The sequence below is a fragment of the Bradyrhizobium barranii subsp. apii genome, assembly GCF_011516635.5.
Lineage (GTDB): Bacteria > Pseudomonadota > Alphaproteobacteria > Rhizobiales > Xanthobacteraceae > Bradyrhizobium > Bradyrhizobium barranii.
In genome coordinates, this window is sequence record NZ_CP096257.1 from 54,370 (window position 1) to 69,864 (window position 15,495).

General features: G+C 61.3%; 13 protein-coding genes and 1 pseudogene. 8 read left to right on the forward strand and 6 right to left on the reverse strand.

Annotated elements, in window-relative coordinates; all coding sequences use genetic code 11:
* The first annotated feature begins 198 nt into the window (after positions 1-198).
* Entirely contained in the window at positions 199-1,110 is a 912-nt protein-coding gene (locus tag HAP41_RS49315) for a hypothetical protein (RefSeq protein WP_166107124.1), read from the forward strand.
* On the opposite strand, the gene HAP41_RS49320 is transcribed toward HAP41_RS49315, so the two are convergent.
* Positions 1,094-2,368 (reverse strand): IS256 family transposase, encoded by a 1,275-nt coding sequence (locus tag HAP41_RS49320; protein WP_166064748.1) that lies wholly within the window; start codon positions 2,366-2,368, stop codon positions 1,094-1,096. The genes HAP41_RS49315 and HAP41_RS49320 overlap by 17 nt on opposite strands.
* A 145-nt stretch (positions 2,369-2,513) precedes the next feature.
* Between HAP41_RS49320 and HAP41_RS49325 the strand changes: the two genes are divergently transcribed.
* From HAP41_RS49325 to HAP41_RS49335, 3 genes are all read left to right on the forward strand, one after another.
* A complete protein-coding gene (locus HAP41_RS49325) occupies positions 2,514-2,957 on the forward strand; it encodes a hypothetical protein (RefSeq protein WP_166107126.1) in 444 nt (147 codons plus the stop codon).
* Between the two features lie 321 nt (positions 2,958-3,278).
* Positions 3,279-4,622 (forward strand): IS1380 family transposase, encoded by a 1,344-nt coding sequence (locus tag HAP41_RS49330; RefSeq protein ID WP_166053720.1) that lies wholly within the window; start codon positions 3,279-3,281, stop codon positions 4,620-4,622.
* A 253-nt stretch (positions 4,623-4,875) separates the two neighbouring features.
* Positions 4,876-6,312 carry an IS701 family transposase gene (locus HAP41_RS49335; protein ID WP_166105276.1) on the forward strand — a complete coding sequence of 479 codons (1,437 nt, stop codon included), beginning with the start codon at positions 4,876-4,878 and terminating at the stop codon, positions 6,310-6,312.
* Positions 6,313-6,324: 12 nt separating this feature from the next.
* Here the strand turns inward: HAP41_RS49335 and HAP41_RS49340 are convergent.
* Positions 6,325-6,645, reverse strand: a pseudogene (locus HAP41_RS49340) (transposase); the annotation flags it as partial.
* 983 nt (positions 6,646-7,628) lie between these two features.
* On the opposite strand from HAP41_RS49340, the gene HAP41_RS49345 reads away from it, so the two are divergent.
* Positions 7,629-8,972 (forward strand): IS1380 family transposase, encoded by a 1,344-nt coding sequence (locus HAP41_RS49345; protein WP_166053720.1) that lies wholly within the window; start codon positions 7,629-7,631, stop codon positions 8,970-8,972.
* Between the two features lie 327 nt (positions 8,973-9,299).
* Here the strand turns inward: HAP41_RS49345 and HAP41_RS49350 are convergent, their stop codons facing one another.
* Entirely contained in the window at positions 9,300-10,643 is a 1,344-nt protein-coding gene (locus HAP41_RS49350; RefSeq protein WP_166065068.1) for an IS1380 family transposase, read from the reverse strand.
* 132 nt (positions 10,644-10,775) lie between these two features.
* Here HAP41_RS49350 and HAP41_RS49355 point away from each other — a divergent pair, with 132 nt between their 5' ends.
* From HAP41_RS49355 to HAP41_RS49365, 3 genes are read left to right on the forward strand one after another with little or no spacing between them, the layout of a single operon-like run.
* The gene (locus HAP41_RS49355; RefSeq protein WP_166107129.1) at positions 10,776-11,063 is read left to right on the forward strand and encodes a hypothetical protein; all 288 of its coding nucleotides are present in this window, start codon (positions 10,776-10,778) and stop codon (positions 11,061-11,063) included.
* Complete coding sequence (locus HAP41_RS49360; protein WP_166107131.1) at positions 11,060-12,280, forward strand: S8 family serine peptidase; 1,221 nt, start codon at positions 11,060-11,062, stop codon at positions 12,278-12,280. The genes HAP41_RS49355 and HAP41_RS49360 overlap by 4 nt, the downstream gene beginning before the upstream one ends.
* Complete coding sequence (locus HAP41_RS49365) at positions 12,277-13,617, forward strand: trypsin-like peptidase domain-containing protein (protein WP_176400494.1); 1,341 nt, start codon at positions 12,277-12,279, stop codon at positions 13,615-13,617. The genes HAP41_RS49360 and HAP41_RS49365 overlap by 4 nt, the downstream gene beginning before the upstream one ends.
* A 151-nt stretch (positions 13,618-13,768) precedes the next feature.
* Here HAP41_RS49365 and HAP41_RS49370 read toward each other — a convergent pair whose 3' ends face one another.
* From HAP41_RS49370 to HAP41_RS49380, 3 genes are all read right to left on the reverse strand, one after another.
* Complete coding sequence (locus HAP41_RS49370; protein ID WP_166107136.1) at positions 13,769-14,239, reverse strand: hypothetical protein; 471 nt, start codon at positions 14,237-14,239, stop codon at positions 13,769-13,771.
* 121 nt (positions 14,240-14,360) lie between these two features.
* On the reverse strand, positions 14,361-14,957 hold the full coding sequence (locus HAP41_RS49375) for a hypothetical protein (RefSeq protein ID WP_224581107.1): 597 nt from the start codon (positions 14,955-14,957) through the stop codon (positions 14,361-14,363).
* 87 nt (positions 14,958-15,044) lie between these two features.
* Entirely contained in the window at positions 15,045-15,419 is a 375-nt protein-coding gene (locus HAP41_RS49380; protein ID WP_224581108.1) for a DUF2252 family protein, read from the reverse strand.
* Positions 15,420-15,495: the final 76 nt, after the last annotated feature.

Below are 15,495 nucleotides of genomic sequence, written 5' to 3' on the forward strand. Positions count from 1 at the left end.
ATAAATTGTAGCATGTTGCGGTTTCGCTACAGACTCGCCGTCAGTCCGGCACTACTCTTTTGATCGCTTGTAATTCCTTGAAAATCCGACCTCGGTCGCGCGGCAAAATCGATTGTTACGTTCTCGCGGCGTGGCGGTTGTCACGTCCTACGCATGGGCAGCACGACCATTGACTGCGAACAAAAGAGGCGATGCAACATGAGGTTATTGCACCTGCTTTTCGCCGTGCCGTGCTGCCTCTTGGCGGCTTGCGGCACCTACATTCCCAGCCAGCGCGACTGGCCAAAAGACACGCCAGAAGGCGTAAGCGACATGAATAGCGTGCTCGTGCGCAGCATTGTCTGCGAATTGAGCTACGCCGTTACCGTGGCAATTAAGAACGATCGGAATCTTGCCCTCAAGCGACGCAGTCGGCGTGCCTACAGCAGTTTCCTCAATGATTGGGGTGTCGAAGTTGCTACGGATCTGACCGTCACTGAGAATTCGACGATAAACCCGACGGGCCTCTGGAATCCCGTGTCGCCATTATCGAGCGTCTTTACCCTCGGCGGCGGCATCAGCGGTGGCGCCGTGTCGACGAACGACAACAAGTATAACGTTTTCTATCCCCTGTGGGCTCTTTACAAGCCAAACCTATTTCACGTGGACAGCGAGATGCGGCCCTGCCGCGATCCAAGTGGCAACCAGGAAGGCTCGCCGCTCGTCGACATCGATTTGAGAATCCTGCCGCTGCTGGAATCGCGCATTCAGATCGTGACACTGGGTTTCGCGGGTGCGCCGCGCAAGGAGGAGATCATAGCGGGCGAAAAGAACGTGCTGACGCAAACCGTCTCGATCAAGGAAACTGTGTTAGGAGATATCACACCCACCTGGACATTCACGACAGGCGCCATCAATCCGTCTGGGAAATTCATTAGCGCCGGTCGGGAACGCACCCATCAGGTCGTTTTCACTTTTGGCCCCTTGGCTGCCGGCGGTCGGTCCCTGTCGTTCCTGGCCGAACAAACGCATCTCAATGAGCAGTTGAAGGCCGGACTGGGGGATGTCCCGATCGCTGTTGAACTACGTCGGGTCGACGTTGCCGGAATGAATATTACGCAGCCCTCGTGACGTGGGCAACGGACTTGATTGTCATGCGATCGTGGTGAGCTTGAAGGGCCGCACGCAGAACCGACAATTGCTTATGCGCCTTCAATCGTCGGAAGCCCTTGTTGGCCTCGATCATACCGGCCGCGACCCATCGCAAGGCCATACCGGCATCCCGCCAGCGTTTAACGTTGCGCGTGACGCGGCGAATGGTGCCCATCATGTTCTCGGCGATATTGGTACAGGCGAGCGATCGGCGAAGCTCCTTCGGCAACTTCAACCGGACGACAGTCAGGATTTCGTCGAGGCCTTCGAGGATACTGGCCGCAACGCCGGGCCATTGCTGGTCGAGTCGACGCGCGAGATTGCGGATCAATTTTTCAGCCTTGTCGGCGTCATCGAGCTCCCAGGCCTGGCGCAGCACCCGGCGGGTGGCCGCATGATGCTCTTTCGGCAGGCGTTCCATGATGTTGCGCGCCTTGTGGATCTGGCAGCGCTGGATCGCAGCGGCCGAACCGAAGGTGCGGCGGATCGCCTTCGACAACGCCTTCGCGCCGTCGGCGATGAACAGTCTTGGCACCGTCGGGTCGAGCCCGCGCGAGACCAGGTTGTCCAGCAGGGCCTGAACCGTTGCTGCATTCTCGGTCGCCCCTTCCACCAGCGCCAGCGGATGCTTGTTGCCTTCGCCGTCAACCCCGATCGCGGCCACCAGCACGAGATCGTCGTCGAGATGCAGCCCGTCGATTTGGACCACCAGAAGGTCGAGCGCGGACAGATCGGCAGCCATGAAGTCGGCCAGCCGCGCCGCCGACAGAGCCACGAACCTCCGCGAGGCCGCCGACTTCGAAATCCCCGATCCGGGCGGTGCCGGCACGTCACCCTCGGGCAGCCGGACGGCGCGGCCGAACCGGCGCGTCGACACATTGATCAGCATCAGGTTCATCGCCCAGCGACCGAGCCAGTCCTCCTGCGCCGCCGTTTCCCAGCTCGGGATCGTGACCTCGCGGCCGTCCATGCCCCGGACCCGCGGGCGATCGACCTCGATCTTGCCGCCGTGGAAACCGATCCGCCCCCGCGTTCGGCCCCAACGGTGCGCCCGCCGCGCCGCATCACGACCGTGGCGCGGCCCGCAGGCCGCTGTCACATCCGCCTCCATCATCGTGCCGAGCGCCTCGATTCCTGCCGCAAGGCAGAACCGATCGAAGCTCGCTCGCACTTCCGCAAATGATTTCTCCACAGCCCCGGTCGCCGGCCAACCAGCCGGTGTGATATCTCTCGTCATGGCGTTGCTCTCCTTTGTGGAATCAGCACCCCGAGCCTACCGGCTCAAGGTGGGCAACGCCGACCTCTTCAGAAATTCAACAGAACCCGGGACATCCCCCCGGACTGCGCAGTTCTCGGTTCGCACCATAAGGGGAGGATTGCTGATGGCATTGCGCAAGAAAGTTAACGTCACAAAAGCGAAGGCCGCGAGATCGAAGGCCAACAAGGCTAAGGCCACCAAGACGAAAGTCGGCAAAGCCAAGGTCAAAAAGGCCAAGGCTAAAGCCAAGAAAGTGAAGCGAGGCGGAGCTCCTTCGCCGGCACCGCCGGCAAAGCGCGATGCCAAATCGCTCATCGAGCATCTCGATCTGCACTCGCTTCATGAAGACGATATCAAGACCATCCGCGACTGCTGTACGGCGGCGCTGGACTTCAGGAAGGCGCTCCAGAATGAAAGCATCGATGCCACCATGGCCCATGCGGCGGCAGGATATTGCTATACTAAGTCCGGCGCGAGTTCGACTGTGAGCATCTGGAAGGACGGCTTCAAGGTGGGCGAGACAACTCAGGCAGACGCAGACACAAGGGGCATACCGCCCTGCGGATGACCGAAGGGTGCCGGCCAGCCAATACGTTCGAGCTTGCAAGGTGGCGCGAGATGAGCGTGACCAGAGTTGTCTTTGGAAGAAGAGCGGCCCGCGTTGTATGGGCGGGTCTTATCCTGCTCGGCTTTATTGTGACCGCCCGGCCGGCCTCGGCTGACGACCCTCCTCCGCCTCCCAAGCCGATCTTCGAACTCCTTGATAGCCCGTCTTATTCGTCAGAGGGCGCCTGAGAGGCTGGCGAGCGTGGTGTAAAGCGCTGATGCGGCGTAGGATTCGGTTGCAAAGCCAACCCCATCACCTTCAGCCGCGAACACCACGCCCGCCATGACCGACGATACGATTCTGCCCTTCTCGTTTCCAGCCGTTCACGCCAAGAAAGTCACAGCTGCCTTCGATGGCGGTCGGCTGACCTCGAACGGGGGCGTGATGCTTCTGGCGATGGCCGAGCGGCGTCTCGGCTTGGCCGACAATTTGGCCCGGGTGTTCCCGGATCGGCGCGATCCGACGCGGGTCGTGCACAGCCTGGTCGATATGTTCCGCGCGCGCATGTTCGCGATCTGCTGCGGCTACGAGGACGCCGACGACCTCGATCATCTGCGGTCCGATCCCGCATTCAAGCTGGCCTGCGGACGGCTGCCGGACACGGGTCGCGATCTGTGTTCCCAACCGACGCTGTCGCGCCTGGAGAATGCTCCGCGCCTGCGCGACGTGATCCGACTGACCTACACTTTGGTCGACGCATGGATGGATAGCTACCCGCGCGAGCCGGCATCCGTCACGCTCGACATCGATGATACCTGCGATGTCGTCCACGGCCATCAGCAGCTCTCGCTGTTCAACGCTCATTATGACGAACGCTGCTTCCTGCCGATCCACGTCTACGACACGGAGAAGAGCCGGCCCGTGGCGGTCGTGCTGCGGCCCGGCAAGACGCCGGGCGGCGTCGAGGTGCGTGCCCATCTGCGCCGCCTGGTACGGCATATCCGGACGCGGTGGCACAACACGCGAATTACGTTCCGTGGCGACGGGCACTATGCCCGGCCGGAGGCAATGGCGTGGTGCGAGACCAACGGCATCGACTACATCTTCGGTCTGTCCGGCACCAAGCCGCTCGCCAGAAAAGTCGACGCGGTCGCCGACGACATCCGCACGCGACGCGCCATCGAGAACCTGCCGGTTCTGCGCGGCTATACCGAGACGCGCCACAAGGCAAAGTCCTGGGATCGCGAACGACGCACCGTCGCCCGTATTGAGGCGACGATGCTCGGCCTCGACATCCGCTTCGTCGTCACCAGCCTCGATGTCGGCTCGGCCGAGTGGATCTACGACAGCCTGTATTGCGCGCGCGGCCAAGCCGAGAATCTGATCAAGCTGCATAAGACGCAGCTCGCCTCCGATCGCACCAGTTGCCGTTCGGCGCTCGCCAATCAAGTCCGCCTCGTTCTCCATACCGCCGCTTATTGGCTGATGCTGACCGTGCGCGACGCCATTCCCAAAGTCCGGGAATTGGCCACTGCCGAGTTCGCGACGCTGCGTCTTCGGCTCTTGAAAATCGCCGCCCGGGTTGTCGAGACCAAGAGCCGCATTCGCCTTGCGTTCGCCGCGGCATGTCCCGAAGCCGACCTGATCCGCAGCTTGCCCGGCGCGCTGCTGCCGCTCGGTCCTTGACCGGTGGGGCGTCCGCCCGCGTTCACCCAACCCATCCCTCAAGCGCGTTGCAAAGTACCGGTCGTCAGGCGGTGAAAAGCCGAAGGCAATCCTGTGCGCCTCGTCAGCGGAGGTGTGCGGATGCACCAGTCGGACCAAAATACCGCGCTCTCACGAATAGGGCGGGCTAGTACGACTGAGTCACAAAACCGCAGGCTTTATCCGGCCGGAATCAGCGATGGTTGAAGCATGGACCATCAGCCGAGGAGGCTACATGAGCGGGCGTGGCACCAAGACCAGTGAGATGCGATTTGCGACGTATTTGGAAGGGCTTGCCAGCGTCATCGGTCATGCTGATCGGAAGGCACCGCTGCGCGACTATTGCGTCGGCCTCATGGCCTGTGGCGGTCGTAAGAGCGTGGAGCCAATGGCGGCGATGACGGCTCCGGAACGGACGGCCGCCCAACATCAATCGCTGCTGCATTTCGTCGGCAGCGGCGCCTGGTCGGATGAGAAGGTGCTGGGCAAGGTACGAGAGATGGTCCTGCCGGCGATCGAACGCCAGGGCCCGATCGAAGCTTGGATCATCGATGACACCGGATTTCCCAAGCAGGGGCGACATTCGGTTGGAGTTGCACGGCAATATTGCGGGCAGCTCGGCAAGCAGGATAATTGCCAGGTGGCGGTGTCATTATCGATTGCCAATCACCACGCCAGCCTGCCTGTTGCCTACCGCCTTTATCTTCCGAAGGAATGGACTGAGGATTGCGATCGGCGGCGCAAGGTGGGCATTCCTGCCGAAGTCGGCTTCCGGACCAAGCCGGAGATCGCGCTGGAGCAGTTGCGGTGGGCCTGTGCGACCGGCCTTCCGCGTGGTGTCGTGCTGATGGACGCGGGCTATGGCAACAACAGCGATCTGCGCACGGAGATCACGGCGCTGGGATTGACCTATGTGGCGGGTCTTCTGTCGAGCACAACGGTATGGGCGCCCGGCACCGGTCCCTTGCCGCCGAAGCCATGGTCGGGCCGCGGCCGTCCCCCGAAACTGATGCGCCGCAACCGTCAGCGTCGGCCGGCCGCCGTTAAAGCGCTCGCGATCGGCCTGCCGGCCAAAGCTTGGCGCACCATCACGTGGCGGCAAGGAACGAACGAAAAGCTGAGCTCGCGCTTTGCCCGCGTGCGGGTCCGTGCCGCGCACCGTGATTATTGGCAAACCACCCAGCGGTTGGAGGAATGGTTGCTGATCGAATGGCCGAAAGGCGAGGACCAGCCTACCAAATACTGGCTCTCGACATTGCCGGAGGATGTGGCATTCCGGACTCTCGTAGAGACGGCTAAATTGCGCTGGCGCATCGAACGCGACTATCAGGAACTCAAGCAGGAGGTCGGGCTTGGCCACTTCGAGGGACGCGGCTGGCGCGGCTTTCATCATCACGCAACGATGTGCATTGCAGCCTTCGGATTCCTGATCTCCGAGCGGGAGGCGTTTCCCCCCTCAGGCGCTCGGCGCGCCCGGCCGATCCCGCTCGCTCGCGTTTCCGCGGATTACAGACCCCGCGGTTCTGCCGCTACGGACCCAACGTCACATTCCAAATTCGATCACGACGATGCGACGGCGACTCGAACAAGGGCTGGTCCGAACGTTGTCGAGATGTCCTTGTTGTGCAATCAAGTTCGCCCATTTCACAGACCACCGTTTGTGACGCAGTAAGACTAGAGCGTTTCACATTTTGACTGAAGCATAACCGGCGTTTGCGAAGTAGTTTGCGCATTCGCGAGGCTGGATGTCCTGAACGAGGTGACCGATTTGGCGCCAAGTGTCTTCGACGGTGCGCCTCTGAGCCTGCCGCATCCAGTGTTTGATCTTGGAGAAGGCCTATTCGATCGGGTTGAGGTCGGGCGAGTATCGCGGCAGGCACCAGAGCCTGGCGCCAGCAGCCTGGGTCATCTGCCTGACAGCTTTCGACTTGTGACTTCCGAGGTTGTCGAGAATGACGATGTCGCCTTCGCGCAGGGTTGGCAGGGGAAGGTGCTTCACATAAGCGCGGGAGACGAAGGACCCCCGGCCGGACTCTGGATCTGTCCCAGAAAAAATGAGGCGAGGATCAGCCGTGAGAGCCTGGGCGACGACGTTGGCGGACGACATCGCCAAGGCTCAAACCACGCAACAGATTGCTCCTCGAACGGCGTGAGCCGTCGCGTCGGTTGTCATCCTGCTCGGCGCGATAGAGCCCTCGCCTGTCCCTCTGACTTGATCCGGTCGCGCCCAGAATAGGTAGGAGCCCGATCCAATGTTGATGTTGTACCGTCAAATGTCGCTAGCCTTTCGGGCTGGACTCCGTGCAGCATCAAGATCTGACGATGTCTAAAAAGACTACCAACTTGCGAGCGGTTGATCTGGTTGCATCGGGTGGCCGCTCGATCAGATCGGTGGCCAAGGAACTTGGTCCCGGGAGGCCAACAGTGGACGGCTGAAAGAAAATTGAAGGTTAGAGCTGGCTCCGCAAAACGCCACAGCAAGATCGTAAAGCCCCGCCTTCAGCATAACCCGGCAGGAATCCACTTAATTTTCGCGAGGCGCTGTCCAAACAACCGGGACCAGCTCTGTTGCCGTCGAATTCGATTCTGCAACGATTAGGGCCAGATAAATGTACCAAGTGCCAGTTGATGAATTACGCGCAACGTCCGCGGCGGCTGTCGGAGCAACTCTCAAGGACGCAGCTTACATCCTCGAGGAAACGCAACATCGCCCTCTGTCCCCTAGGGAAGTTGGCGAGTTCATTGGGACGATCAACACGCCTGATTTTGAGAAGATTAAGGCGATGGTCCTTGACTGTTCCTCCAAAATTAGAGTGCGGAAATATGGTCGCTCCGTTGTCACGATGTCCCCCGTGGAGGTTACTAACCCGTCTTATTCGTCAGAGGGCGCCTGAGAGGCTGGCGAGCGTGGTGTAAAGCGCTGATGCGGCGTAGGATTCGGTTGCAAAGCCAACCCCATCACCTTCAGCCGCGAACACCACGCCCGCCATGACCGACGATACGATTCTGCCCTTCTCGTTTCCAGCCGTTCACGCCAAGAAAGTCACAGCTGCCTTCGATGGCGGTCGGCTGACCTCGAACGGGGGCGTGATGCTTCTGGCGATGGCCGAGCGGCGTCTCGGCTTGGCCGACAATTTGGCCCGGGTGTTCCCGGATCGGCGCGATCCGACGCGGGTCGTGCACAGCCTGGTCGATATGTTCCGCGCGCGCATGTTCGCGATCTGCTGCGGCTACGAGGACGCCGACGACCTCGATCATCTGCGGTCCGATCCCGCATTCAAGCTGGCCTGCGGACGGCTGCCGGACACGGGTCGCGATCTGTGTTCCCAACCGACGCTGTCGCGCCTGGAGAATGCTCCGCGCCTGCGCGACGTGATCCGACTGACCTACACTTTGGTCGACGCATGGATGGATAGCTACCCGCGCGAGCCGGCATCCGTCACGCTCGACATCGATGATACCTGCGATGTCGTCCACGGCCATCAGCAGCTCTCGCTGTTCAACGCTCATTATGACGAACGCTGCTTCCTGCCGATCCACGTCTACGACACGGAGAAGAGCCGGCCCGTGGCGGTCGTGCTGCGGCCCGGCAAGACGCCGGGCGGCGTCGAGGTGCGTGCCCATCTGCGCCGCCTGGTACGGCATATCCGGACGCGGTGGCACAACACGCGAATTACGTTCCGTGGCGACGGGCACTATGCCCGGCCGGAGGCAATGGCGTGGTGCGAGACCAACGGCATCGACTACATCTTCGGTCTGTCCGGCACCAAGCCGCTCGCCAGAAAAGTCGACGCGGTCGCCGACGACATCCGCACGCGACGCGCCATCGAGAACCTGCCGGTTCTGCGCGGCTATACCGAGACGCGCCACAAGGCAAAGTCCTGGGATCGCGAACGACGCACCGTCGCCCGTATTGAGGCGACGATGCTCGGCCTCGACATCCGCTTCGTCGTCACCAGCCTCGATGTCGGCTCGGCCGAGTGGATCTACGACAGCCTGTATTGCGCGCGCGGCCAAGCCGAGAATCTGATCAAGCTGCATAAGACGCAGCTCGCCTCCGATCGCACCAGTTGCCGTTCGGCGCTCGCCAATCAAGTCCGCCTCGTTCTCCATACCGCCGCTTATTGGCTGATGCTGACCGTGCGCGACGCCATTCCCAAAGTCCGGGAATTGGCCACTGCCGAGTTCGCGACGCTGCGTCTTCGGCTCTTGAAAATCGCCGCCCGGGTTGTCGAGACCAAGAGCCGCATTCGCCTTGCGTTCGCCGCGGCATGTCCCGAAGCCGACCTGATCCGCAGCTTGCCCGGCGCGCTGCTGCCGCTCGGTCCTTGACCGGTGGGGCGTCCGCCCGCGTTCACCCAACCCATCCCTCAAGCGCGTTGCAAAGTACCGGTCGTCAGGCGGTGAAAAGCCGAAGGCAATCCTGTGCGCCTCGTCAGCGGAGGTGTGCGGATGCACCAGTCGGACCAAAATACCGCGCTCTCACGAATAGGGCGGGCTAACCCGATCTATTCACGAGAGCACGGTCGTTCTTGACGTCTGACTGGGGCTGGCGGCTGGCGTGGGTGACCGTCCGGCCTTTTGTCACCGGGTTCTACATCAAGCTGTTTTGTACGCGTTGGAGGAGTGGGGCGGGTGAGCGGGCGCAGGCCCGGTCGGTTACGGGCCGAGCGGGAGCAGCGCGCCGGGCAAGCTGCGGAAGAGGTCGGCTTCGGGGCATGCCGCGGCGAACGCAAGGCGAATGCGGCTCGCGGTTTCGACGACCCGGGCTGCGATTTTCAAGAGACGAAGACGCAGCGTCGCGAACTCGGCGGCGGCCAATTCCCGGACTTTGGGAATGGCGCCGCGCACGGTAAGCATCAACCAATAAGCGGCGGTGTGGAGAACGAGACGGACCTGGTTGGCGAGCGCCGAACGGCAACTGGTGCGATCGGAGGCGAGCTGCGTCTTATGCAGCTTGATCAGATTTTCGGCTTGGCCGCGCGCGCAATACAGGCTGTCGTAGATCCACTCGGCCGAGCCGACATCGAGGCTGGTGACGACGAAGCGGATGTCGAGGCCGAGCATCGTCGCCTCAATACGGGCGACAGTGCGCCGTTCGTGATCCCAGGACTTTGCCTTGTGGCGCGTCTCGGTATAGCCGCGCAGAACAGGCAGGTTCTCGATGGCGCGTCGCGTGCGAATGTCGTCGGCGACCTCGTCGACTTTTCTGGCGAGAGGCTTGGTACCGGACAGACCGAAGATGTAGTCGATGCCGTTGTTCTCGCACCACGTCATGGCCTCCGGCCGAGCATAGTGCCCGTCGCCACGGAACGTAATTCGCGTCTTGTGCCACCGCGTCCGGATATGCCGTATCAGGCGGCGCAGATGGGCACGCACCTCGACGCCGCCCGGCGTCTTGCCGGGCCGCAGCACGACCGCCACGGGCCGGCTCTTCTCCGTGTCGTAGACGTGGATCGGCAGGAAGCAGCGTTCGTCATAATGAGCGTTGAACAGCGAGAGCTGCTGATGGCCGTGGACGACATCGCAGGTATCATCGATGTCGAGCGTGACGGATGCCGGCTCGCGCGGGTAGCTATCCATCCATGCGTCGACCAAAGTGTAGGTCAGTCGGATCACGTCGCGCAGGCGCGGAGCATTCTCCAGACGCGACAGCGTCGGTTGGGAACACAGATCGCGACCGCTGTCCGGCAGCCGTCCGCAGGCCAGCTTGAATGCGGGATCGGACCGCAGATGATCGAGGTCGTCGGCGTCCTCGTAGCCGCAGCAGATCGCGAACATGCGCGCGCGGAACATATCGACAAGGCTGTGCACGACCCGCGTCGGATCGCGCCGATCCGGGAACACCCGGGCCAAATTGTCGGCCAAACCGAGACGCCGCTCGGCCATCGCCAGAAGCATCACGCCCCCATTCGAGGTTAGGCGTCCACCATCGAAGGCAGCTGTGACTTTCTTGGCGTGAACGGCTGGAAACGAGAAGGGCAGAATCGTATCATCGGTCATGGCGGGCGTGGCGTTCGCGGTTGAGGTGATGGGGTTGGCTTCGCAACCGAATCCTACGCCGCATCAGCGCTTTACACCACGCTCGCCAGCCTCTCAGGCGCCCTCTCGCGAATAAGGCGGGATAGTGCCGCGGTGACCTTGTCCCCCTTTGTCGTCTGCGTACTAAGCGGATCTTCGGCCCCAAGCGGCTTGTTCACCCCGGATAAGTTTATGGGCGCGGACGCGGCAGCCGACGTCGTGATCCTTGGATTGGAGTGGGCGCTCAAGAAGAAAGCCGATATTATCTCGATATCGTTGGGTATCGATTTTCCAGCTCTCGTCGATCGCCTCGTCGAAGCCGATTACCCCGGAGCACTTGAAGCATATCGATCGACGATGCGCCTGTTCGATAGGTTTCCAGATTTGTGGAGGCGAACATGAACGATTTCAAATTTGACTATTACATTGTCGAGCGCAAGGAAAGGCGTGGTCATTGGCCAGATGACTCGTCGGAGCTTGAGGCTTTCCCCCAGGGCGAGGCCGGTTTTCCCGATACTGAGCTGGTAGGGGCAGGTCCGCCGGAACTGTCCGTGACTCGCAAGCAGCTCACGTCCGAAGACGTCAGCGCTCTGCACGCTTCCGAGTCGAAGGTTCCGATCATTGATATGGATGTTGCCCTCATCGCCCCGACATCGCGGTCCGTCGAAGGCGCGCAGGTGCCGGACGGACTGCTGGCTGATCGCGTGACATACGGCGTTACGATGGTGGGGGCCCAAACGAGTTCTTACTCAGGCAAGGGTGTCCGCGTCGCGGTGCTGGATACGGGCATCGCGGAAGGTTTCTCAGCACATCAGGCCTTTCGCGGTGTGTCGTTGGTCGAGGACCCGCAGATCTTCTGCAGCGGAGACGATCGGTGGGACCGTGATGGCCACGGAACTCACTGCGCAGGAACAATCTTTGGTCGAGAGGTGAACGGCACGCGGATCGGCGTCGCTCCTGGCGTGACGGAAGTCCTGATTGGCAAAGTACTGCCAGGAAACGGGCAGTCGGGATCCATCGAGGGCATTCTCAACGGGTTGAATTGGGCCGTCGCCAATCGTGCTCGCGTGATCTCTCTGTCGCTCGGCTTCGACGTGGTCAGCTTCTACAAGCGCCTGATCGACCGGCCCATGCATCCGAACCAAGCCATGGCGATGACCCTGTTCGCGTATCGCAACAACATGGCGATGTTCGATAAGCTATCCGGCTTCATTAGCGCGTTCCCTGACCAGCGCGCCGCGCTCGTCGTCGGCGCGGCTGGGAACGAGAGCAACAAGCCAAATTATCAGATCGGCGTCAGTCCGCCGGCGAATGCGGAGAACTTCCTATCGGTCAGCGCGGTCCGGCCGGACAAGCGGCTCGCGACCTTCTCCAATGTCGGGGCGCATCTGGCGGGGCCAGGGGTCGACATCGTATCCGCGGCGCTAAATGGCGGCCTTGCCGTCATGAGTGGGACCAGCATGGCCACCCCCCATGTGAGTGGCGTGGCTTGCCTATGGATAGAGAAGACAGGACTGACAGATGTCCGACCTTACCTACAGGTCGAAAGCGAGTCGCTGCCGGAGCCGGACAAGGCGGGCGTCCGCTGGGGCCTCGCACGGGCGCCGCAACAACCATGATGACGGAGGCAAGCCGGATCGACGCCGGCCTCGTCCAGATCGTGACGCTGGATGAAGGGAAACCGTTTGTCTGCGGCATGGGGCTTCTCGTCAGCTCACAGGAAATCGTGACCTGCGCCCACGTGGTGAACATTGCGCTGCACCGAGAACCAATGAGTCGGGCGTCACCGATCGGAGAGTTTATCTGGGTCAGCTTTCCGCGGTCCACCGAAACCGGAGTTCCGCCCGCGCGGCCGCTGGCACGGGCCTCCGTGCAGGAATTCGAGGCGCCCGGCCGCGAGCCCGATGATGATGTCGCGCTACTTCTTCTCGACGTCCCGGCGGAAGAGACGATCGGCTTCGGCATTCTAGCCGACATTCAAGGGATCGACCTGGTGGGCTCGCGCGTTAGTGTTTTCGGCGCGAGGGCCGGCCCGCTGAACCGGAGCATGCCCATCCATACCGATGGCCGCTATGTCGGAGCAACCAATCAGAGCTTCGCCCAGATCGAGCCCGTCACGCCTGTCCAGAGTTTTGTCGAACCCGGCTACAGCGGCGGGCGCGTGTGGAGCGAGGATGTCAAGGCCGCGATCGGCATGATCGTGGCAAGACTCGACAACCAGAACCGGAAAATCGCGTTTTTCCTGCCGGCTCATGCCATCGCCAGCAGATTTCGGGGCATTCCCATCGAGACACGACAAATGGGAATGGATGTGGCGGCCCTGTTCCGGCTCGCCGCCATCGGCAATCTGATCCTTGTCCTGGCCCAATTCCTGGCCAACCGCATAGACGAGTTTGATCTCGCCTTTGGCGGCGGCAACCCGGTGCTCAATGCATTCTGGGGCCTTCTTCTGAACCCCTTGATGATGCCGGTGTCATTCTGGGCCCTCTGGCGCTACGCTCGGAACTATTCCGAACATCCGTGGTGGCAGCGTATACCGACTATCTTGTCAATAAGGGGGTCGCGGATCGGCGCCGTGCTGTCCATCCTGTTCTTCGTTCTGGCACCACTTTACATGCAGTGCTTTTTTGCCGATCAATTCCGATCGTACGGATTTGTCTACATTGACAAATCGAAAATCGCTTCCACTGGGGAAACCCTCACCGACTGCGTGGGAAACTGGTGCCTTCATCCTGGGGTGACACGCTGGTCGCGCTCGCTGTCCACCAATGCAAGTGATTCGACTCGTTACGGTCATCTGAAGGCTGACAAGGCTCCCGCGGCTGTCACCTATTTTCCCGCTTTTGAGCCAATCGGCATTGCGGCCTTCACTGGCGTCGGCCTGGTCCTGGCCATACTCGCAATCTTGGCGATCTTTCGAGTACCGAGACGCCTTCTCAGTCGCGCCGCACGGTAGGCGCCGACTCTTTAGTGCGCGCAGAGTCAAAAAATGCCCGTCCATGTTCTGCAATCGGAAAGGCAAGAACCGAAACGTCAACGTGGGAAGCATCCGTGGAGGCACTCGGCAAGACCCGAGCGCCGGCTCGTCGATGTGCCGGCGCCGGTCATCACTTGCAGTAATCCTTGATCTGCTTTTCGGCGGCTTCGCGAAGCTTCTTCTTCAGATCCGCGACCTGTATTCCGGTTTCGACAACGAATGCCGAGGACGAGACGTCGACTTCTAGAACCTGGCAGGTGTCCAGATTCGCCGCCGCGGTAGCCGTAACGTCCCCCTCCGCTTCGGCCGAAAACACGGCCTTGTCGGACGTCGCGCACTTTGCGTAAGCCGTGATCGATGCAGACACGATCGGACCAGCTTCGCAAAGCGAAAAAGCCCGGAGCTCGAGGGCCTTCGTCTTGTCGATTCCGAACGGCCCCTTCTTCAGGCCGCTGCAAGCGTCATTCTGATGGTCTACAATTGCCTTCTCGGCCGCTTTCTTGGCGATCCTCGTGAGAGCAGTATTGCAGTTCTGCTGCGTTTGAGCCGATGCGGGGCAGGCGATCAGAGCAATCGCTACGAGCAGAATATTTCGCGCCATTCAAGCCTCCATTGCTTCTAGTTGACGACCTTATCCGGGGCAACCGACTTCGAAGTTCCAGAGATGACCCAAAGTAAAAGCGACCAGCGACGGAGCACCTCCCACCATCGGTCGAGGCGGCTCAAGCGTTCGAAGCACTCCATTCTGCGAAGTCGGTTTCGACCGCCGACGCCGTCGCCTTGGCCGTGTCGTAAAGACAGCCTGCATCCCTCCGCTCGAGATCGTTGAGCATCGCCTGCCTGAGCTGTGACGTCGAGGCGTGGATCGATCCGATCTCAAAGCCCATCGCCCGCATCAACCTCGTGTCCAACTTTCCATCGAAGTCCGAGTCGCGCTCGAGCTTTCGTGTGTCCGCGGCGATGCGCCGCACAACGAACCCGCGATCCGTATGCAGGAAAGGATCAGGTGCGGATGTTTCTCCGTTCAGGGCGTCATCTAGTCTGCTCGCGCGGCCGGGGTTTCCGGCCGCCCAGTCCCAGCCCGACGACAGCAATGCCTTGGCTTCACGAGCTATGCGACCGCCCCGCCATCGCGCGACCGCGACGAAACGCGGTCTCCCGAGGCTGCCTGCTCCCTTGCTGGCGCGCGCGAACCGTTCGAACTTGGATCCGGTGGGGAAGCTCCCGAGCAGCGCCGTTTCCGCCTCCGGCGACGGGCTTGCGTCGGGATACCCGTCGATCTCATTCCAGAACGACTCACGCTGCTCGTCCGTGACCATGACATAGTCCCTCATCCACATTTCCTTTTGGTCGAGCAACGTGGGACCGGGGTCGCGCAGTCCCTCGCGATAGCCCTCGAAGATTGCTTACGCGACATCGTGGTTTCCCACGCTGAAATTGGCGAGACGTACGCTGACCGCGAGCCTGAGGATGTCGGAGGCATAGGGAATTTCGGCGGCATCGTCGTGGTCGTTAACACCCCATACCAGCCTCGTTTCAGCATCCCGCCAAATGCCGAAGTTCTCGACATGGGCGTCGCCGACGGCGAGGGGAGCAGGCAGTCCAATGATTTCGGGAGCGGTTGCCTTGACGGCGTATGCCCACCGGAAGAATGTGGCCCTCAAGAACTTGAAGGCATTCTTGCTCATTCGGTCGTGCTTACGATCGAGATCATCCTCGACGACGTCGCCGACTGTCCTCATCCAATTCTCGTAGGCCGTGTTTTCCTCGACGAAAGACATCCTTAGCCCTTCTATCCGGCATCCGGAATCTGGTCGAAGCCCGAATCGCAGCGATGGGGAGTTCGAACCCGGCTGG